The organism is Tenacibaculum litopenaei (genome assembly GCF_964514025.1).
Classification (GTDB): Bacteria; Bacteroidota; Bacteroidia; order Flavobacteriales; family Flavobacteriaceae; genus Polaribacter; species Polaribacter litopenaei.
The window spans coordinates 36,387-55,366 of sequence record NZ_CAZEQT010000004.1 but is presented as its reverse complement, the minus strand read 5'-3'; the positions used below and the strand labels follow the sequence as shown (position 1 = coordinate 55,366).

Annotated in this window: 21 protein-coding genes; 2 read left to right on the top strand and 19 right to left on the bottom strand. The window is 35.5% G+C overall.

Annotated elements, in window-relative coordinates:
• Positions 1-13: 13 nt before the first annotated feature.
• Positions 14-1,483, bottom strand: a complete 1,470-nt coding sequence (locus ACKTS5_RS07190) for a hypothetical protein (RefSeq protein WP_408043182.1) — start codon at positions 1,481-1,483, stop codon at positions 14-16.
• 178 nt (positions 1,484-1,661) lie between these two features.
• Between ACKTS5_RS07190 and ACKTS5_RS07185 the strand changes: the two genes are divergently transcribed.
• Positions 1,662-2,534: an aldose 1-epimerase family protein gene (locus tag ACKTS5_RS07185; RefSeq protein WP_408043181.1), complete on the top strand. Its 873-nt coding sequence runs from the start codon at positions 1,662-1,664 to the stop codon at positions 2,532-2,534.
• Here ACKTS5_RS07185 and ACKTS5_RS07180 read toward each other — a convergent pair.
• From ACKTS5_RS07180 to menA, 6 genes are read right to left on the bottom strand one after another with little or no spacing between them, the layout of a single operon-like run.
• Entirely contained in the window at positions 2,531-3,604 is a 1,074-nt protein-coding gene (locus tag ACKTS5_RS07180) for an AMP-binding protein (protein WP_408043180.1), read from the bottom strand. The genes ACKTS5_RS07185 and ACKTS5_RS07180 overlap by 4 nt on opposite strands.
• A gap of 4 nt (positions 3,605-3,608) precedes the next feature.
• On the bottom strand, positions 3,609-4,571 hold the full coding sequence (locus ACKTS5_RS07175; RefSeq protein WP_408043179.1) for a CPBP family intramembrane glutamic endopeptidase: 963 nt from the start codon (positions 4,569-4,571) through the stop codon (positions 3,609-3,611).
• A 6-nt stretch (positions 4,572-4,577) separates the two neighbouring features.
• Positions 4,578-5,612: an o-succinylbenzoate synthase gene (menC, locus tag ACKTS5_RS07170; RefSeq protein WP_408043178.1), complete on the bottom strand. Its 1,035-nt coding sequence runs from the start codon at positions 5,610-5,612 to the stop codon at positions 4,578-4,580.
• Between the two features lie 9 nt (positions 5,613-5,621).
• Entirely contained in the window at positions 5,622-6,134 is a 513-nt protein-coding gene (locus ACKTS5_RS07165; RefSeq protein WP_408043177.1) for an SRPBCC family protein, read from the bottom strand.
• Positions 6,135-6,815, bottom strand: a complete 681-nt coding sequence (locus ACKTS5_RS07160; protein ID WP_408043176.1) for a metal-dependent hydrolase — start codon at positions 6,813-6,815, stop codon at positions 6,135-6,137.
• Positions 6,816-6,828: 13 nt separating this feature from the next.
• A complete protein-coding gene (gene menA, locus ACKTS5_RS07155; protein ID WP_408043175.1) occupies positions 6,829-7,767 on the bottom strand; it encodes a 1,4-dihydroxy-2-naphthoate octaprenyltransferase in 939 nt (312 codons plus the stop codon).
• A gap of 976 nt (positions 7,768-8,743) precedes the next feature.
• On the opposite strand from menA, the gene ACKTS5_RS07150 reads away from it, so the two are divergent.
• Positions 8,744-9,073 carry a helix-turn-helix domain-containing protein gene (locus ACKTS5_RS07150; protein WP_408043174.1) on the top strand — a complete coding sequence of 110 codons (330 nt, stop codon included), beginning with the start codon at positions 8,744-8,746 and terminating at the stop codon, positions 9,071-9,073.
• A gap of 38 nt (positions 9,074-9,111) precedes the next feature.
• On the opposite strand, the gene ACKTS5_RS07145 is transcribed toward ACKTS5_RS07150, so the two are convergent.
• From ACKTS5_RS07145 to ACKTS5_RS07090, 12 genes are all read right to left on the bottom strand, one after another.
• Complete coding sequence (locus ACKTS5_RS07145) at positions 9,112-9,573, bottom strand: hypothetical protein (RefSeq protein WP_408043173.1); 462 nt, start codon at positions 9,571-9,573, stop codon at positions 9,112-9,114.
• Positions 9,574-9,575: 2 nt separating this feature from the next.
• On the bottom strand, positions 9,576-10,721 hold the full coding sequence (locus ACKTS5_RS07140) for an RHS repeat domain-containing protein (protein ID WP_408043172.1): 1,146 nt from the start codon (positions 10,719-10,721) through the stop codon (positions 9,576-9,578).
• A gap of 114 nt (positions 10,722-10,835) precedes the next feature.
• Positions 10,836-11,024, bottom strand: coding sequence for a hypothetical protein (locus tag ACKTS5_RS07135; RefSeq protein WP_408043171.1), 189 nt, complete (start codon positions 11,022-11,024; stop codon positions 10,836-10,838).
• 285 nt (positions 11,025-11,309) lie between these two features.
• Positions 11,310-11,918: a hypothetical protein gene (locus ACKTS5_RS07130; RefSeq protein ID WP_408043170.1), complete on the bottom strand. Its 609-nt coding sequence runs from the start codon at positions 11,916-11,918 to the stop codon at positions 11,310-11,312.
• Positions 11,919-12,266: 348 nt separating this feature from the next.
• Complete coding sequence (locus ACKTS5_RS07125; RefSeq protein ID WP_408043169.1) at positions 12,267-12,389, bottom strand: hypothetical protein; 123 nt, start codon at positions 12,387-12,389, stop codon at positions 12,267-12,269.
• 114 nt (positions 12,390-12,503) lie between these two features.
• A complete protein-coding gene (locus ACKTS5_RS07120; protein WP_408043168.1) occupies positions 12,504-12,821 on the bottom strand; it encodes a hypothetical protein in 318 nt (105 codons plus the stop codon).
• A 34-nt stretch (positions 12,822-12,855) separates the two neighbouring features.
• Positions 12,856-13,368 carry a hypothetical protein gene (locus ACKTS5_RS07115; RefSeq protein ID WP_408043167.1) on the bottom strand — a complete coding sequence of 171 codons (513 nt, stop codon included), beginning with the start codon at positions 13,366-13,368 and terminating at the stop codon, positions 12,856-12,858.
• 1,248 nt (positions 13,369-14,616) lie between these two features.
• Positions 14,617-15,072 (bottom strand): hypothetical protein, encoded by a 456-nt coding sequence (locus tag ACKTS5_RS07110; protein ID WP_408043166.1) that lies wholly within the window; start codon positions 15,070-15,072, stop codon positions 14,617-14,619.
• A gap of 205 nt (positions 15,073-15,277) precedes the next feature.
• Positions 15,278-15,793 carry an RHS repeat-associated core domain-containing protein gene (locus ACKTS5_RS07105; RefSeq protein WP_408043165.1) on the bottom strand — a complete coding sequence of 172 codons (516 nt, stop codon included), beginning with the start codon at positions 15,791-15,793 and terminating at the stop codon, positions 15,278-15,280.
• A gap of 524 nt (positions 15,794-16,317) precedes the next feature.
• Positions 16,318-16,722, bottom strand: coding sequence for a hypothetical protein (locus tag ACKTS5_RS07100; RefSeq protein WP_408043164.1), 405 nt, complete (start codon positions 16,720-16,722; stop codon positions 16,318-16,320).
• A gap of 96 nt (positions 16,723-16,818) precedes the next feature.
• On the bottom strand, positions 16,819-17,598 hold the full coding sequence (locus ACKTS5_RS07095) for a (Fe-S)-binding protein (RefSeq protein ID WP_408043163.1): 780 nt from the start codon (positions 17,596-17,598) through the stop codon (positions 16,819-16,821).
• Between the two features lie 65 nt (positions 17,599-17,663).
• The gene (locus tag ACKTS5_RS07090) at positions 17,664-18,980 is read right to left on the bottom strand and encodes a 4Fe-4S dicluster domain-containing protein (protein WP_408043162.1); all 1,317 of its coding nucleotides are present in this window, start codon (positions 18,978-18,980) and stop codon (positions 17,664-17,666) included.

The following is an 18,980-nucleotide window of genomic DNA, read 5'->3' as shown; positions in this document are numbered from 1 at the left end:
GGGCTGTTCTTTTTTACTTCATTTGCATTTTCTCCTGAATAACTTTTAACTTTTCAATTTCTCTGTCACTTACTTGCTCCCTGCTCAAGGCATACGAATTAAAGACGTGACTAATATACATGGGTGATCGGATATCGGAATCCTGAAAACTTTCTGAATTGTGACATGAAAAACAATTCGCAAGCGTTGAAGCATTGATGTCTCCTAAACTAGACTTAAACGTTTGTGTAAACGTTTCCATGGTGACATTCGCACAGTTTAAAGACCCTCTTGCAAAAGAACCTGGAGTTGCATTTTTGATATTTCCACCTAGTGAGTCAACCACAAACAATTGGCGTTCTTTCGACGTTTTATCTGTATTGATCCATATAGATCCATTGTAGAAATAGTTATTCCAAACATCGGTCAAATTATCCGCTACGCAGGCATTGATATCTTGGATGTTCTTAAAATTTGTTTTTCCGTCTTGTGAGGTTTCCATAAATTCACCACCGACATCACGAGGAACCCCATAGGCAAAAAGATCGTATACTTTTGAAGGTACTACCCCACTTTGCGTTGTTCTATTCCATTTAATTCCGTCAATGGTATTGATATTTCCTTTCGCAAATAGCAACTTATCAGTAGCAGCTGTAGCTCCTTCTACTTCCCCATCAGATCTTTTATTCCAACTAAAATTAGGAGCCATATCGCGATGCTCAAAAGTTGCCCAAATAAATTCTGGGTGATTTTCTACTATTCCGACCACGTGCATCCCTAACATCGCTACTGACACTCCTTCATTACCTTCATTTAAACCTGTTGCATCCGGAAAATGCGCTTTTGTTATAAAGTAATTTTTGCGATTTTCCTCCTTAATGGCCTCCACAGGTACCCATGATACTTTTAGCTCAAAACTCCCGACAGGAAATGCCTTGTTCTTTAAACTAGTAATTTTTCCTGCCACCAGATCGTCCATAGCTGTTACCGCTGCGTTGAGCATAGTGCTGTTCATATGAATGGAATAATAGACTGTTTGTGAGTTTCCTGTGGCACTGTAAGCTTTATTCGTATGTAAAACGGCCTGTTCAAACCCGGCTTGTTCCGTATCAGTTAACACCAATTGAACACCCTTTGGGACTGCTACCGTATCCATTGAAGCATCGACCTGTAAAATAGTAGGATCAGCCAAAAAAAGCGGTAAGGTCCCTTGAGACTGTGGAATCGGCTTGGTCAACCATAAGAACTTTTGCCATGACCAACGATGAAACAAAATATTCGAAGTTGTGTCACGGGCAAATAAACTGTTAGGTCCCTCAGCAGGTGCCTTTGTAGAAGCATGAGGAAACCAGGTTGTATCGCAAGCCGTTTGTGTGTTCGTCTTTACATTCTGGTAGTGGTCGGTTGCAGCGACCGGCTGTTCTTTTTTGTTTTTGCACGAGGTTGCAAACACCAGGCTCAATATCAATAAAGAGCCAAGCCAAGTTTGTTGGTTTAATTTCATGATTAGTTAGTTTTTGATATTTCTAAGGTCTCGAATTTCTTCCTGCCTCATAAAAAAAATGTCACGAAACTTGATTTTTCGGTTACAAAACCTCCTATCGAGTCCTCGACCTTCAAAAACCGATTTGCGATACCTCAATATTTAGTATCTTTACTTTACTGATTACACCTTACTGTCTATGATAAGCCTTGAAAATGATATCCTAAAAGTACAAATCAACACTCACGGTGCGGAGTTATGCGCTATTTACCATAAAAAAACGCAATTAGAATACCTCTGGAATGGAAACCCCACTTACTGGAAAAGACATGCTCCCGTATTGTTCCCAATCGTCGGAAAGCTAAAGGAAAATCAGTGTGTTATTGATGGTAAAACCTATGAAATGAATCAACATGGTTTTGCTCGAGACATGGAGTTTAGGGTAGTGGAACAGGAAACTCATAAAGCAGTTTTGGCCTTAGACGCCAATGAAGAAAGTTTGATAAAGTACCCATTTCTATTCTCACTTCGCCTTGAATATGAGTTGTACGACGACAAAATCATAACGAGCTATGAAGTCCTAAATAAAAACAGTACTGCCATGCCATTTTCAATAGGCGCACATCCTGCTTTTAATTGCCCTTTGGTTCCCGGTACTCAATTTGAAGATTACCACCTCTGTTTTGAACGTGAAGAAGTAGTTCGTAAATACGATTTAGACAAGGCTACAGGCACCGTAAAACCTACACCTACGAAGGTTAGTATTCCGAAAAAAATCCCGTTAAATCAGCGCTTATTTGAAAACGATGCTCTAATTTTTGAAAATGTCAAATCTAAAAGTTTCAAACTAGCTTCTAAGCTGCATGAGCACGGTCTTGAAATGACCTTTGATCAATGGCAATACATGGCCTTTTGGTCCCCAGTAACGGGTGCGCCATTTATCTGTTTTGAACCTTGGATGGGAATTGCAGATACCACAGATCACAACGGGCAATTTATCGAGAAAATGGGGATGCTTCATTTAGCACCTAATGCCGCGTATAACAACGCATTTACACTTCGTTTTTACTAGTGCTTCTCCAAAGCTTTTTCCAAGCATTTTGAACGTTGAATTTTATGCGTTTCAGTTTCTATAAACTTCGGTAAGACGAAGACCTCTTTTGGAATTTCATAGCGGTTCATCGTTGTGATCAAAGCGAGGTTTTTTAATATTTCTCGCCCCGTTGTAAAGGATACGCCTTCGAGTAGAAGCACCAATTTTTCACCTAGTATTTTATCGGGAATTCCCGCGACAAAGAATCGCTGTTGAATGTATGCACCAAGCGATGCTTCAATGTGCTCAGGTTGTAATTTAATCCCTCCTGAGTTAATCACATTATCCACGCGTCCTCTCCACTCGAAAGCCGTAGCCGAATTCAACTGTACCACATCATTGGTCACAACCATTTCGTCAGAAATCCGAGGGGCACTAATACACAAACAACCGCGGTCATCCAATTCAAAGCTAACCCCTGGAAGTGCATTGTAAACTGATGAATCTCCATTCTTCTGAGCCGCCCTATTTAAAGGTTTAACGGCAATATGTGTAATGGTTTCCGTCATGCCATAAGTAGCGTATACCTCCGTAGAAACAGCTTGAATTTTCTCATTTAATTCCTTGGATACTGCCCCTCCTCCTACTATGAGTTTTTTGACCTTGTGAAGGTCGTTCAAAGAGGCCTCGAGCTGCATAGGTACCATGGCGCTAAAGTCGACTGCATTTTCCAAAATTTGTAATGGATTGGCTACCGGTGGCGTATAATACACCTTCCAACCCAATTCCAAAGCTCGAATCCACATCATCTTACCAGCAATATAGTTTACTGACAAACAGATTAATGCCGAAGTCTTTGCTGGCAACTCAAAAAACGTTCCCGTGGCTAAGGCCGATGCCTTCATTGCTTCTTTGGATAAGGCTATGGGTTTGGGAACTCCTGTAGACCCCGATGTTCTCACTGTTAGGGTTGGCGTAGTATCAAACCATTGCTTCAAAAAACCAGCAACCTCTGTATCAGATTGTTCGGCATATTCCAACAACTGATTTAAAGATGAAAATTGACAATCGTTCCAAGAGAAATCGCTATGCATTTGTGGAGTATTCATACTATTAGCCTCCTATTTCGTTCAATTCATCCGACTTCACGGGAGGCTCTACTGCTCCAAAGAGCTTGTCTTTCCAATTTGACCATTGGTATTTTCTTCCAAACAAAAACAGCAATGTCGGATACAAAACAAATACTGGAAAAAACATTTCCATTCCTACTGATGGCTCAGAAGTATCAATATACAAAGCATTGGTTTGAAATACTGTCCAATCGGTAGTTACCATAAATGCAGCCACTATATTATTAATTGCATGTAAACCTAATGCCAATTCGGTACCTTCATCCATCAAGGTCACGATACCAAATAAAAACCCGGTACCTATGTAAAATACCATCACTATAGGCCCTAATTTATCCACTTCAGGATTGGCCATGTGAAGTACCCCAAAAATAATAGAGGTCACGATCAAGGGAAACCAACGATTTTTCACCATGATTCCTAATCCCTGCATGAGATACCCTCTAAAAAGTAATTCTTCAAAACTGGTTTGTAGCGGAATAAAAAGAAAAGATATGGCTACGAGGATAAAAAACGGCTTGGCATTAAAATTCCAAACATAATCCTCTGGGCTCATAAAAATACCGATAAGGATAAAACTTATAGAAATACATCCCCACAATACAAAAGCGAACCAAAAGCGTTTCCAATCAATCTTGGTCCTACTCGTTACTAAAGAAGTGATACTTCTTTGATGAATGCTTCTGACGCATAATAACAATGCTGCTAAACCTACGATAAACGTAAAGATCATCAAGAAGAGATAGAGGTTTTTATCAATTCCTATATTCGTAAAATTGGTAGCTGCTTCTGCCGCAAAATCTGCCGGATTTGACAGGTGCATCATAGCGGCGATTATAAAAGGTATTCCTCCTAGGAATTGCCATGCAATTCCAACTATGGAAATAACGATTATATACCAATACCAATCGTTTCTCCCTTTGTATGCTTGTTCTATAAAATTCATATCAAATTACATGTTAAACTCCCAACGCAAGGCTGGATTATAGGTTAATTGTCCACTTTTAACGACCAGTGGACTCGTGATATTATTTGTAAATAAACTTCCCGTTCCTAAACCTTGTGGTAAGGGGTTGTTTAAAGTAGCAGTCCATTGCGCTATAGCATTCAGCCCAATATTGCTTTCCAAAGCACTCGTTATCCAATTATCAGCTCCTTGTTTCGCTGCTAACTCAATCCACTCCGTACTACCTTGAAATCCTCCAACCAAACTCGGTTTTAAAATAATAAACTGAGGTCGAATTGTTTCCAAACAACGCACTTTGGCTTCGTAATCAAAGATCCCGATAAGCTCCTCATCCAAGGCAATAGGCACTGGCGAGTTTTCACACAACGCCGCCATTTCTTGCCATTGACCTTGTTTGATAGGCTGTTCAATAGAATGGATATCCAATTCGGATAAGCGCTGTAATTTACTCATGGCATCATTAGGACTAAAGGCCCCATTAGCATCAACTCTCAACGTAATTGCATCTGCTGAAAACTCTTCTCGAATCGCTTTTAGTAAGGAAATCTCAGTATCGAAATCTATCGCTCCAATTTTCATTTTGATGGTGGTAAACCCACTGGCTAGCTTCTCTCGAATTTGCTCCTGCATAAAGGCTTTATCCCCCATCCAAATCAATCCATTAATAGGAATTTCTTTCGTTCCTCGGATAAATTCAGGTGAAAGTAACTCAAAAGGTGTAGGCGATGCTAGATCAAGAAAAGCTTGTTCAATACCAAATTGAATGGAAGGATAGTCTTTTAGAGCAGCAAGTAGGACCTCTTTTCCTTTGTGAATATTGGCCACAACCCATTTAAGTTTTAACTCATAATCAGGGGTGTCATCTATACTCAATCCTCTAAACAAACCACATTCTCCGTATCCGACATTTCCTTCATCCTCTAATTTTAAAAACCAAGTTTCCTTGGTTCTCAATACTCCTCTCGATGTACCACTCGGGCGTTTAAACACCAAATCATACTTATGATAACTAGCTTTCATCCTGCTCTATTACTTTTCTGAATACTCCTTAAAGGCATTTAAATATTGCTCGTCTTGTACTTGCAGTTTCGACTGAACAAAAGGCAGCATGCAACCCAATATAAAACTCGTTGCACGCACCTTGCTCTCCTGAGTAACTGTCGTTTCATTAGAGTTTGAAGAGAAGCGATACGACACTTTTTTAAACAGGCCTCCACCCTCGTAAATCAGCACTAGTGATTCATTTGGCACATAGGTTTTAATTCGCATCTGAGATACTATTTCTTGCCCTTGACTTTCTACAACGATATCATAACTGCTCCCTTCGTTATTTTCGGTCTTTTTCACCGTGCGCACCTCTTTGATTTCAGGCGCCCACTGTTTGATATTTTCAGGAGTACTCAACAGATCAAAAACCTCAGTCACTGGCTTCTCAACAGAAACTTCTGCAGTATACACCAATTCATTGATGATAAAACCTGTTGCCAAAAACGCCACCGATAGTGCAATAACAATTCCTAAAACTATTTTTACTGTCTTCATTTATCCAATACTTAGCGTTTCACCTATAGCAGGTAACATTAATTCTTTTCCAGCTGCACTAAATGCGGTTACTGCTTTAGCACTATCAATTTCTATCGGAGGAAAGGTATCGTAATGACATCCAATTACACGAGTACACTCAACGAAGTTACTTGCAATAATAGCATCGTCCACTCCCATGGTAAAATTATCTCCAATGGGCAAAATTGCCGCTGTCAATGTAGTCGTCATCGGGATGAGTTTCATATCCATGGTTAATGCAGTATCTCCAGCGATATAAACACTTGTTTCTCCAGCAGTGACTACAAATCCTCCAGGCTCGCCTCCATAGGTACCGTCTGCAAACGACGAGGTATGAACGGCATTGACATATTTTGCTGTAAATCTATCGGTACTAAAGCTACCTCCGTGATTCACAGGATGTCCTTTCAATCCTTTAGCTGTATAATACATCGCGATTTCATAGTTAGAAACTATCGTCGCTCCTGTTCTTTCTGCCAAGGCCTCTACGTCCAATACGTGGTCTTGATGCGCATGTGTCAACAAAATATAATCGGCTTGAACGTCCTCGAGTACTAAATGAGCTGCTTTAGGATTCCCTGTAATAAATGGGTCAACTACGATGTGTTTACCCGCTATTTCAATTCCAAAACAGGCATGTCCGTAAAATGTAATATTCATTTTTTTCATTATTTTAAATAGTAACTAATTGTCCTATAGCAAATAGGACTGCAAACAAAAAGGTACTCAAAGCAACCTTCTTCAACTCGCCATCAAATTGCGATGCAGTTTCATTTTTATACACAAAATGTAAGTGCAATCCCAACGGAATAAATGCGATCATAAAAAGAAATTGTAACGGTGAGCTATAGCGTATTCCGGTAAACAAAAAAGAAAATAAAAAGGAAGCCACCAATAAGTAGTAATGGTAATACTTGGCAAACTCAGCCCCTATTTTTACCACTAAGGTTTTTTTTCCTGCCTTTTTATCGTTCTCACGATCTCTCATGTTGTTTAAGTTGAGCACTGCTGTACTCAATAATCCTATCGTTACGGCGGGTAAGACCACAAAAAAGTCAAAACTCTTGGTAAATAAGAAATAACTTCCCAATACTGCTAACAAACCGAAAAATGCAAAGACAAACACATCCCCAAAACCACTGTACCCATAGGCTGACTTACCTACGGTGTATTTGATGGCTGCTACTATGGATGCTAGTCCCAGCCCGGTGAACAGTAAGGTATATAAAAAATTATCGCTTCCGAAAGCCACGTAGATTAAGCCCAAAGCTAAAAGTAGACTCAACACAGCCGTGATCACCACCGCATTTTTCATTTGTTTCGAAGAGATTACTCCTGAGGCTACCATCCGCTGTTCTCCAGTTCTATTAGCGTCGGTACCTTTCACACCATCACCGTAATCATTGGCAAAATTTGACAATACCTGAAAGGCAATTGTAGTAGCTATGGCCAACCAAAAAATAGCCGATCCAAAAATTCCAAATTCACTGGTATTCGCACCGGTTGCCAATTGTTCTTTAAACCCTAAACTACTTCCTACTATAATTCCAGAAATCGATAGTGGTAAGGTGCGCAAACGCGCTGCTTGAATGTAATATTTCATCATTTTCATACTGGGATCAAAGATACAGTATTTGGACCTAAAAAAGGAAGCCTATAAACTTCCTTATTAACAAAACTCGATCCCTCTTAAAAGAAGTCGACACAAATTTGACAGATTTTAGAAATACGAATGCACTCCGAAAAAAGTGTCCCCTTGTGATTTTTAGTTCGCCCTGGGCTCAGCACAGAATCTCAAGCTAAAAAAGGCGTGATAATCCCCAAACAAGTTCAGGAAAATACAGTTTCCAAGGAAAACAGATTGTTCGATTTGATTAAGAAGATAGCGATCACAAATATTGATAACAGTGAAATTATTAAAATTACTTTACTCTTTTTCTGTTTTTTTTCTCTAAAATTTCTAATACTAATGTTTCCGATTTAATGCGAAGAGTTCAGATAGCACAGCAACTTATTAAAACTGTTAAACTTAAAACTATTACCTAAATAAACACTGATGTATTTAGAGCAGCCCCACACCTAACCTACTGACTTACAAACCAAATAAAACCTTAGTTATCATAAGTACAAATCTGACACATTATCCTAATCCCGTAGGCTACTTACTAGTATTAATTAAAATATGATTTTCAATATATTCTGGTATACCGCTTACTAGTATAGAGGATAGCCTTTGATTTTTATCAATTTCTGTAAAAATTAGAAATTCTGAAGGTAATAGGCCATTTCCTTCATCTAATTCAAGCATAAGCTCGGGTATATTTAGAGCATCTTGCTTGACAACTTTTGAAAAACTATACTCACCACATGCAATGTTTACTGAGGATCTACTAAATTTTTTCTTGTTGTATTTAACGATACTTAGGGTGTATGCTATGATTTCACCTTCAGCATAGGTTAGCACTAAAAACCTGCCATCTTCATTATCAATCTTACATAAACAAGCTTTTTAATTATTGTTTATGATTTATAAATCATTTAATTTTGCTTAAACACTGATTTTACAATCATTTTCAATACTTATCATTATGGATTTTGGAGATAATATGATGTTGCTACGCAAGAAGAAAAAGCTTTCCCAAGCTTCTTTGGGTAATTTAATTGGTACGTCTGGTGATGTCGTTGGTCGCTATGAGCGTGGTGACATTAAACCGTCTATTGACGTGGTTGTAAAAATTGCTGACGCTTTGGAAGTATCTGTAGATTACCTAATCGGTAAAAGCAAACTGCAACTGGATAAGGAAGCTCTTAAACGTTTGGAGCTTATCTCTGAACTCTCTGACGAGAATAGAACCTTTATTTTTAATATGATTGATATGGCTTTAAGGGATTTTAAAACCAAAAAAGCTTACGCATAAAAAAACCACCTTCGGGTGGTTTTCTTTACTTTGAAAATCTAATTTTCTTTAAATTCTAGTACATTAAGATTTGTTAGCTGTTCGTTGTCTTTCAATAATTTCATAATGTCTTCGACAGCTTCTAAAGCTTTTAATTTATCTATAGTACTATTCTCTTTTAAAAAACTTAACACTTTACTTAAAGTTTCATATTTACTGCTACTTGATAAAATTTTATATCCATTCACATTATGAGCTAATAGTATTGTTGTAGTATGGCTAATATTAGGCGTTAAAGTGTAAATACCATTTTTAATTACAGATGTGGAATTTTCACTCCCTAACTCTCTAATTGTAAATGATTCATCAAAACCATTTATTAAACTCTCTTTTTCGGTTTTCTCTATCTCATTGGAAGAGATGTAAAAATCTATCATTTCTGACTTAAAAGAATTAGGTATGCTTTGTGCTTTACAATTAACACAAACACCTAAAACAATAATTAACGCTAAGTGCTTCATTTTTAATTTTTTATTTTAGGAACTTCTATTTTAACAGGCTCTATCTTTATTGGCATAGGCGTTATTTTAATAGGTTTTGAACCTGGTGTTTGTTTTAAAATCTCTGTTTCCACAGCTTCTGGTTCAACTTCAGCAGCAGCACCAGTTAATTTCTGATTAGCCTCACTAGTGGCGTGCTCAATTTCGTGTCCAGCTATGGCTGCAACTCTTTCATCATTTGTTTCTGTGTTTTCGTGATATAGTTGAGTTTGCTCACTTAGTTTGCTTTCTTGTCCAGCTTTGTAAAATTTATCAATAGTAGCCATAAAATCGTTTATTCTCCCTTCAAATATTACAATATGAGCCTTTTTTACTTTTCCAGTATTCCCATCTTTGGTTTGTCTGGTTTGCCCAGTTACATATGAAGTCCCTGTAGATGGCCCTTTACCAGAAGATATTTCTGTTGTAATAGGAATACTCGAATTTACCAACTTGTTAAATTGCTTTCTTCCAGCAGAAGTTTTTAATAACGAGTTTCCAAACCTTTTGTGGTCGTCTGTTGCGTGTTTGGTATACTCTCTTTTTTTAGCATCATATACTAGATTACCATTCTTGTCTCTCCAATCAAAAGGTTTCATCCCATCAGGGTCGATATACCATAAAGGATTATCAAACGCATAATTGTATGGACTATGCCTACGCATTTTCTCAGCAAGAGGGTCAAGATTCATCCAACGTCCTAATGCAGCATCATAATTCCTTGCACCAAAATCATGCCACTCTATTCCTAATTCATCATTTAACTCTTTTCCATTATACCCAAACTTCTGCGCTACAGAATTCCCCAAAGAAGAAACATTCCCATTATACCCTTTATGCTTTAAACCAAAAGGATAATAATTAGATTCTTCTACGATTTCGTTTTGAGTGATATTACCATCCTTATTATCATCTATATAAGATAAACGAACATTTCCTAGGTGGTCTTTGTATTGGTATACATAGTTTAAACTTCCACTATCATTACTTACATATCCCTCTGGGTGGTTAAAGAATGCTAAGTTCACCGATGCTCCACGACCCGAAACCTTGTTGTAAATATAGTTCCCGGCGTATTCCGTAGTTACCGGACTCGATAAACTTCCGGTTACTGTCTTGGCTAACTTCACCCCAGTAGCATCGTAAACATAATCAATGATACCTAAAGCTGATTTTCCGCTTCCTAAGTGTACTCGGATCGGTAGATTTAGGTGATTGTGCTCGATGTTGGTAACCCTTTGTTTTTATCCAAAATCATCATGTGAATGAGTACCATCCTTAAATCCGAAAGTTTTATTTGCGCTATCCGTTACCCTGCTAAGCTTATTCTCTTCATCATAAACATTGGCTACTAAGGTCTCCGCTTCATGGTTATTGATTTGCTGTACCTGCTTTAGCAAGCCAAGAAGTGAAATTGCTGTGTGATAGCACAAAAGCATAATGTTTCGAAAACGAGAGCGGTACGCAGTAATTTCCTTATTTGGACTTGATTTTTTATTTCGTTTTGTATCGAAAACAAAATGAAAATAATAGTATTTAAAAGTATTTTTATTCTTGTTAAGTAATACAAGTTATAAAACATTAAAACAACAAAACCACAACATCACTACTGTGGATTTATCTTCATGATTTATACAATCTCTATTTGTATACTCATAACCATCACTAGAAAGGATTCTAGCAGAGGCCTTACTCCGACATACTATGTACTATCGGGGCTATTTCCATGGTATATTGTTTACGATGGATAAATTAATTTTTGATTGTATATTATATAAATTCAATTTTTCAAAATCACTAAAACTTGCACTAGTTATATTCTTAATTGGTAAATAAACATTGCCATAAAAGTTTATCATTTGTGCTGTTTCCACATTCATTTTACTGTTACAAAAAACTCCATTTACAAGAGTAATATAAACCCTTATTTTTTCCTTATAGCCACCAACAAACTTTTTATTAATCGTAAAAACCTTTCTTCTATTTAACTCAATAATCTTTGGTAAAGATTTTTGCATTTCTAAATACTTTTTACTGAAGTCAAATTTTTCTCCCTTAAAAACTACAAAAGGAGATGTCTCCTCTTTATTTTGACAATCTACAATATCTGATGCAGAAAAATCTTCAATATACAACGGTGATAATTGTTTACTTGTGTTAAATAGAGAATCTTTTTCAATTATCCAATAATACTTAGAAGTTTTATGTTCTCCTTTGTTTTGAGTTACATAAAAAGTAAAAACAAAATAATTGTTAGAATCTTGAGAATAAATACTACTAACACTAGTAGTACACAAAATTATTATTAAGATATATAAGAATTTCATAATTAGTTATTCTTGCTTTCCTTTATACGATGCATTAATAATCATAGCTATTTCACTTCTTTTAGGTAGTTCGGGTAATGAGTTCAACAATCCACCACTAGTATTTTTATTATCCCTAAGAACTAAAACCTAGATAATTTTTCAAACATTTTTATAAAAAAATTAAAGACAAATTTATAAAAGGGAAATAAAAACAATAAACTAAAGAATATTAATAAAACTAACTCATCATTACGATAAGGCACATAGTAAGAACTAAAATTCTTTACATAATATAGGCTAATAACACTACCTATCGCTATATCGCTACATTTTTTATCTGATACTTCGATAGTATAGTCATCTTCTCTATGTTTTATTACCTTCAATTTCACCAGCCGCTCCTTGTGGCATATCTAATATTTTTCTTAGATTATCAACTAAATATATCCTCTTTTTTACTGCTTCTGTGTAAGCTTCTCTTTCAAGCACAAAAAACCACATTATAATCTCCTATAAAGTGGCTTTACATTTATTATTTTTAAAATTTAATTTCTATTTACATACTCATAACCGCCACTAGTAAGGAATCTATCGGGAGCTGGGTTAATAGAATACTAAATAATCGTCTATAAAAAGGTCTTCAAAAATTGAATACTCCGTTTTATAATATCCTATTTGTTCTTCTTTTAAGTTTAGTTTATAATTCAGGAACACTCTGCTAATCTCTCCATCTTTAAAATGAATAATTAAATCCTCATATTCAATCTTAATATCATTCATCTTTACTCCTTCTGGTAAGTCCTCTTCTAAATCAACTATAGTTTCTTCATTACTAAGCAATTCTTCATATAAACCTAGAGATTTATATTGTAATTTTTCTAAGTCAATGTTATTCATAAATTTTTCTATATATTCTTTCATTGTTTATTTACTGCCGTATTACTTTATCTAAAAATTAATTTGATTTATTATCAGACATCATTTCCAAAAACTTTACATTATTTTTATCTGGATTTTTTGAACATTCTTTTCCCTCACAAATATAATTCCCCTTCCTGTAGTTATCTTTAATTTCATTCACAATTAAATTAAATAACTTTGGATTTCCTGTACAGGTATTACCATTATACTCGATTTTTGCACTAGGTAAATATGACAAATATATACTATCTATTCTTTCACCCTCTTTTAGTATAACTTTTATTCTTTTACCGTTTCGACCTCCATTTGATTTTTTAAGATTTGATAAAATATTTTTTATTTTCTTTATTGTTTTTTGATTTTTCATATCAAAATATCTACCATAATCTTTATATTCTTTTCTATATGTAGCTTTACCATAATTATATGTTGAATAATTATTAGGAACAAAATATATTCGTGAAGATATGGTTTTATTCTCTTGAACTTTCCAAGACGTCATATAGAAAATTAGTAATAAGACTTTTATTAAGGTTATTAATTTCATAATTTATTTTTATGTGTTTTCACTTTTTTCCCTGCTAATTGAATCCTTTTTAACAACCTAACTGTATAAACTATCCAATATTCATCCTTATTTGCTTCTATTTGCTTTTTCAATTACTTACTAGTTTCAGTAACATTAAGTTCAGTTCTACTTGGTTTGATCGTCTTTACTGGGGTAGCATCATCATAGTTAACCCTTGTGGAATTTCCAGTCTTTAACACTCCTAGTTGTTTTGCCATTTTGGATTCTGCTTTAAAAGCTAATACTTCACTTATACTCTCTGTATCATTAGGATCTTTATTTTGTTGATCCTTCCGTTGATCTTCAGTCAGAGTCTGATGTCTATTTGCGTAATCACCTTCGTGTTCTAAATCTATATAAGATGAAAAAATCCCTTTTGATGTTATATCACCTTCAGGTTGAGTTCCAAACTCAAATTCATTGTTTTTGTAGCCATAATCACCTGCATAGGAGTGCTTGGTAAGCGTTCCTTGATCATTTAACTACTTCTGAATTTTTCCACCAGCAGCATCGTAAACATAATCAATGATACCTAAAGCTGATTTTCCGCTTCCAAAGTGTACTCGGATCGGTAGATTTAGGTGATTGTGCTCGATGTTGGTAACCCTTTGTTTTTATCCAAAATCATCATGTGAATGAGTACCATCCTTAAATCCGAAAATTTTATTGGCGCAATCGGGTTTACTCACTTATAGTAAGAGGCAAAATAAAACTGGTTATTGTGTAAATTATGACTAGCCCCATTTTAATATACTTTGCTTTATTAGATTCCTTATCAAACTTTTCTGTAATAGCTAAATACTTTCCTTTTCTAACAAAAGAAACATAACCTAAAATCTCAAATAATAAAAAGGTAACAGCAAAGTACATTTTATTATTTAGAAAAGAGTGAGCAAAAAAAGATCATTGATTCTTTAAATAGATAAAAACATTTAAACTTAAAATCAATGTTAGAGTTGTGTTAGCAAGAAATTCTGGCATCTCCTTTTTAGATGGAGTTACAAGAGTAAATTTATAATAACTGTAATATAAATAAGATAACATTTAATTGATTCTTTTATTATGAACTAAAATTGTACTTACAAAAAAAAATGTTTTTTTGAGAAGCTTACAGATAAGTTTACAGCTCATCTTTTTTAACTATTACCCACACTTTAAAACTATATCTTTCAACATGTTAATTATTGAAATTTATACATCAGCTAATCTGTATCATTACCTTAATCCTTAATGAATTTTGTAAAAAACAACTCTATTTTTATCGTTGTTTAACAAAATATTATCTGTTATTTTTTCTATCCTAATCCTTTCATCATTAATAACTAAAACTCCTTCTTTATATGACCATGTTAGTTTGTAAGGTAAATCTAAAGTTTCTAGTAAAAGTTTATCTTTTATAATTTCTTCTTTAGTAAACTCTACTATATCTTCTGGTTCATAGACTAAAAGTTTATCAACTTCTCCATGAGTATTGTAAAACACTTTATTTCTTAAACTATAAGTTTTATCTTTAGTTTTAAAAATTGACTCTTCTGAATAAACATAGTTATCATTAGTTATTTCATAACCAGTAAAAATTTCTAAAGTTTTATTTTCTTCTGGTTTTTTACAATTTAATAACACAATTGATGTAATTATAATCATTAAAATAAAATTTAATCTTTTTGTTCTTTGGATACTCATTTCCTATTCTTTTTTCTATTATTACTCTTATATAACCTAGGTTTCTTTTACTTTTATTAGCTTGTTTTTGTATTGTTTTCAACACTCAATTTGATTCACTATTTGATCGGTTTGTACTTGAATAATTATTACAAACACCAAAACCCCCTTCTGACGCAGATACCCTATTGGTACCTTTTTTTATTATAATTACCTCCAACATGTATCATTTCATCAGCTGCCACATCTTTCTTATTTCTATATCCACTTTAACAGAAGTTTCATTAGCCTCCTCAGAACCTTTTTGAGTTAATTTTAAAGCCTCTGTACCATTTCCTCTAGGGTAACCACCTTTCATTACTTTTCTATCCTTTAGTTCAAAAGCTACATTGCTTGCAACAGAATTTCCCTTTTCCACTGTCCAAGCATCTCTAGTAAGAGAGAACCCCATTCTAAAACTAGAATCCTCAGTATCCGTTACAACAACTTTGTATAAATCAACTTGAGTAGTTTTTCCTCCACTATAACCCAGAACTCTTTGTGTAGCAGTTTTCCCAGTTTTTTGTTTGGTTATTCTTTCAATAGGATAAGCCTCTGGGCTTTCTCCTTTTCTAATCACAAAATATATAGGATTGTTAACAGCGTATGTATAGGTAGATTGATAATTATAATCTTCTGCTTTAGGGTCAACCGTCACAAATATACCAATTGAGGCATCATTAATGTCTCCATTTAAATTCATACATATTGTATCCTAAATCCTCTGTTAACTCTTAACCTTGATACTTCCATCTATGCGCTGTTCCACTAATCACGTTATTATATCCTTTATGTTTTAACTCAAATTGATAATAGTTATTTTACCTCACCGCTCTTTATTTATCTTGGTATTCAGTGAATCTCCTTCGTCGATTTCTTCAACAATCTCGGGACCAGCTGTTATTACTCCATCCTTGTTCGCATCGGTATAGGACAATCCATGCCAACCCGCCAGCTGGCTCGTTCGCTAACACGATTTAGCATCCCATATATTAACGCCCCACCCTCTAAATAGCCTTTGTAAATGTACACATAGTCAAAGGCGCTATTGGCAACTATTTATATTCCCTTCTCAGGGGTTAGAGGATTATACTGTCTTCTCTTAGAATGTGTGATAACTTTGAAAAACACCCCTAACAAAAAAACCAAAGACCTCAACGTCTTTGGTTTAAGTTATTCTTTTATAAACGATCTACCTGTCTGAGGCCGATTCAGGTATGAGAGTCCCTATTTATTCATACTGAGGTCAAAAGATACCTCAGCACCACGATGGCCGACCAAAACAAGCTTTTCCCCTTCTAAAATATTGGATCTAAAAATCTGAAGTTTCACCGTATAGGGTGCAAAAGTCCCCACTGTTTCATCTGTATACGAAGTAAAAGCTGTAGCGGTTACATTAATGGCCGCTGTATAGGTTTTACTATAAGGCAATCGAATACCTGCTACCGTATCATCAAACTTAAAATTTCCCGATTCCGCGAAGGCAGTACGTACCTTTCCTTTGGCATTGCCATCATCAGACGATACCGTCATTTTATAGCTTCCGAAATCATCTCCCTCGAAACTGGTTACAGCAATGTCATTACATCCTATGGTAAATAATAATACAAGTAGTCCTAAATATCTCTTCATTCTTATATAAATTAGTTTACTTAATCAGCACAAAATACATACCAAAAAAAAGAGCATTTCAAATGAAATGCTCTTTTATGAAAACTTTATAATTCCCTATAGCTGATTCGCCTCGGCAATCAGTTCAGCGATGTCTTTTACCTCTATTTGGTCCTCTTTTTCCTTAAATTTCACACCGTCAGTCATCATCGTATTACAATAAGGACAACCGGTTGCAATGATCTGTGGTTTGGTTTCTAGAGCGTCTTCAGTACGGAGAATATTGATGTCCATATTTCCTTTTTCTGGCTCTTTAAACATTTGCGCTCCTCCAGCACCACAACACAACGCCGTAGACTTATGACGCTTCATTTCCGTCATTTTAACTCCCAATCTTCTAATCAATTCTCTCGGAGTTTCATACACGTCATTCGCTCTTCCTAAATAACACGGATCGTGAAAAGTTAATCTTTTATTTCTCAATACGTCATTCCCTACTTCGAGTCTTCCTTCTTTAATTAACTTACTGATGTATTGCGTATGGTGATATACCTCGTAGTTTCCACCTAAACCAGGGTACTCATTTTTTAGTGTATTAAAAGAATGAGGATCACAGGTCACGATGGTTTTTACTTCGTATGCATTTAATATTTCAATGTTCGTCATGGCTTGCATCTGGAATAAAAACTCATTTCCAGCGCGCTTTGCTGCATCTCCTGTCGAACTTTCTTCAGTACCTAATACCGCAAAATCAACTCCAGCTTGATGTAAAATTTTCACAAATGCCTTGGTAATCTTTTTTGCTCTATCGTCGTAACTTCCTGCGGCCCCAACCCAAAATAAAACTTCAGGTTGCTTTCCTTGAGCCATCATATCTGCCATTGTTGGTACGTTCATAATTCTTTATCGTTTAATTGTTGATGTGATTCTTACTTGTTGTTTGCTTTTTTTCAGATGACGTTCTATTCATCTTTCCAATTCAATCTGTCCATTTGACTGTATTGCCAAGGTGCTCCGTTATTCTCGATATTGGTCATCATCATGTTGAGCTCTTGAGGAGCTGCCGATTCTTCCATTACCAAATAACGTCTCATTTCCATAATAATTGACAATGGGTCAATTCCGATTGGACATTCTTGAACACAAGCATTACAACTAGTACACGCCCATAATTCTTCTCTTGTAATATAATCGTCTAACAACTGCTTACCATCAGGTTTGAAGGTTCCGTTATTAGCATCCATATTGTTTCCTACTTCTTCTAAACGATCACGAGTTTTCATCATAATCGCACGTGGTGATAATTCTTTCCCTGTAAGGTTTGCAGGACAAGAAGAGGTACATCGACCACATTCTGTACAGGTATACGCATTCATCAGCTGTACCCAATTTAAATCGGTCACCTCTGAGGCTCCAAATTTTTCAGGCTCTCCTTCTTCCTCTCCTTCTTCTGGCATAGCATACGGATCTGCATCAGGATCCATCATCATTTGTACTTCTTTCGTTACCGCCTCCACATTGGTAAATTGTCCTTTAGGCTTTAAGTTCGCATAAAAAGTATTCGGGAAGGCTAATAAAATATGTAGGTGCTTCGAATAGTACAGGTAATTTAAGAAAATTAAAATCCCTACAATGTGTAACCACCAAGCGGCTTGCTCAATCAGGTGTAATTGATCGTGACTGTAATCAGAAAACCACGGAGCCACAAACTGAGAAATGATATTTCCTGCTTCTGCCTCTTGAAAGCTTACATCAGTGGCATTCATTACTAAAAACAACGACATTAATACCATTTCAAAGTACAAAATGATATTCCCGTCATTCTTAGGCCACCCTTGCATTTCCTTATTCCAAAAACGCTTCACCTTTTCCACATTTCTTCGGAACCAAAAAACAATTACCGCTACGAGTACCGCAAAAGCCAACACTTCAAACGTTCCGATAAGGAAACCGTAAAACCCTTTTCCTAAAATTGGATAGAAAACACGATGGGTTCCAAACAATCCGTCAATTACGATTTCGAGCATTTCTATATTGATCAAGATAAACCCTACATACACGATGATATGTAAAATTCCAGACACTGGACGGCGTACCATTTTGTACTGACCTAAGGCTATCTTAGCCATATTTTTCCAGCGTTCGGGTTTTCGATCGGTTCTATCAATGTCTTTTCCTAATTTGATATTTCTAATAAGCTTTCGAACATTCATTACAAAATATCCTATACCTGCTATTAAAATAATTGCAAAAAAGATGTTTGGTACGTAATTTTCCAT

What these genes read in the sequence shown, in the direction of transcription:
- ACKTS5_RS07110 (WP_408043166.1), bottom strand. Translation starts at nt 15,072, where the DNA reads ATGAGTATCCAAAGAACAAAAAGATTAAATTTTATTTTAATGATTATA.
- ACKTS5_RS07105 (WP_408043165.1), bottom strand. Translation starts at nt 15,793, where the DNA reads ATGAATTTAAATGGAGACATTAATGATGCCTCAATTGGTATATTTGTG.
- menC (WP_408043178.1), bottom strand. Translation starts at nt 5,612, where the DNA reads ATGAAAGCTAGTTATCATAAGTATGATTTGGTGTTTAAACGCCCGAGT.
- ACKTS5_RS07165 (WP_408043177.1), bottom strand. Translation starts at nt 6,134, where the DNA reads ATGAAGACAGTAAAAATAGTTTTAGGAATTGTTATTGCACTATCGGTG.
- ACKTS5_RS07130 (WP_408043170.1), bottom strand. Translation starts at nt 11,918, where the DNA reads ATGAAATTCTTATATATCTTAATAATAATTTTGTGTACTACTAGTGTT.
- ACKTS5_RS07095 (WP_408043163.1), bottom strand. Translation starts at nt 17,598, where the DNA reads ATGAACGTACCAACAATGGCAGATATGATGGCTCAAGGAAAGCAACCT.
- menA (WP_408043175.1), bottom strand. Translation starts at nt 7,767, where the DNA reads ATGAAAATGATGAAATATTACATTCAAGCAGCGCGTTTGCGCACCTTA.
- ACKTS5_RS07145 (WP_408043173.1), bottom strand. Translation starts at nt 9,573, where the DNA reads ATGAAGCACTTAGCGTTAATTATTGTTTTAGGTGTTTGTGTTAATTGT.
- ACKTS5_RS07175 (WP_408043179.1), bottom strand. Translation starts at nt 4,571, where the DNA reads ATGAATTTTATAGAACAAGCATACAAAGGGAGAAACGATTGGTATTGG.
- ACKTS5_RS07190 (WP_408043182.1), bottom strand. Translation starts at nt 1,483, where the DNA reads ATGAAATTAAACCAACAAACTTGGCTTGGCTCTTTATTGATATTGAGC.
- ACKTS5_RS07180 (WP_408043180.1), bottom strand. Translation starts at nt 3,604, where the DNA reads ATGAATACTCCACAAATGCATAGCGATTTCTCTTGGAACGATTGTCAA.
- ACKTS5_RS07115 (WP_408043167.1), bottom strand. Translation starts at nt 13,368, where the DNA reads ATGAAATTAATAACCTTAATAAAAGTCTTATTACTAATTTTCTATATG.
- ACKTS5_RS07160 (WP_408043176.1), bottom strand. Translation starts at nt 6,815, where the DNA reads ATGAATATTACATTTTACGGACATGCCTGTTTTGGAATTGAAATAGCG.
- ACKTS5_RS07185 (WP_408043181.1), top strand. Translation starts at nt 1,662, where the DNA reads ATGATAAGCCTTGAAAATGATATCCTAAAAGTACAAATCAACACTCAC.
- ACKTS5_RS07120 (WP_408043168.1), bottom strand. Translation starts at nt 12,821, where the DNA reads ATGAAAGAATATATAGAAAAATTTATGAATAACATTGACTTAGAAAAA.
- ACKTS5_RS07100 (WP_408043164.1), bottom strand. Translation starts at nt 16,722, where the DNA reads ATGAAGAGATATTTAGGACTACTTGTATTATTATTTACCATAGGATGT.
- ACKTS5_RS07090 (WP_408043162.1), bottom strand. Translation starts at nt 18,980, where the DNA reads ATGGAAAATTACGTACCAAACATCTTTTTTGCAATTATTTTAATAGCA.
- ACKTS5_RS07150 (WP_408043174.1), top strand. Translation starts at nt 8,744, where the DNA reads ATGGATTTTGGAGATAATATGATGTTGCTACGCAAGAAGAAAAAGCTT.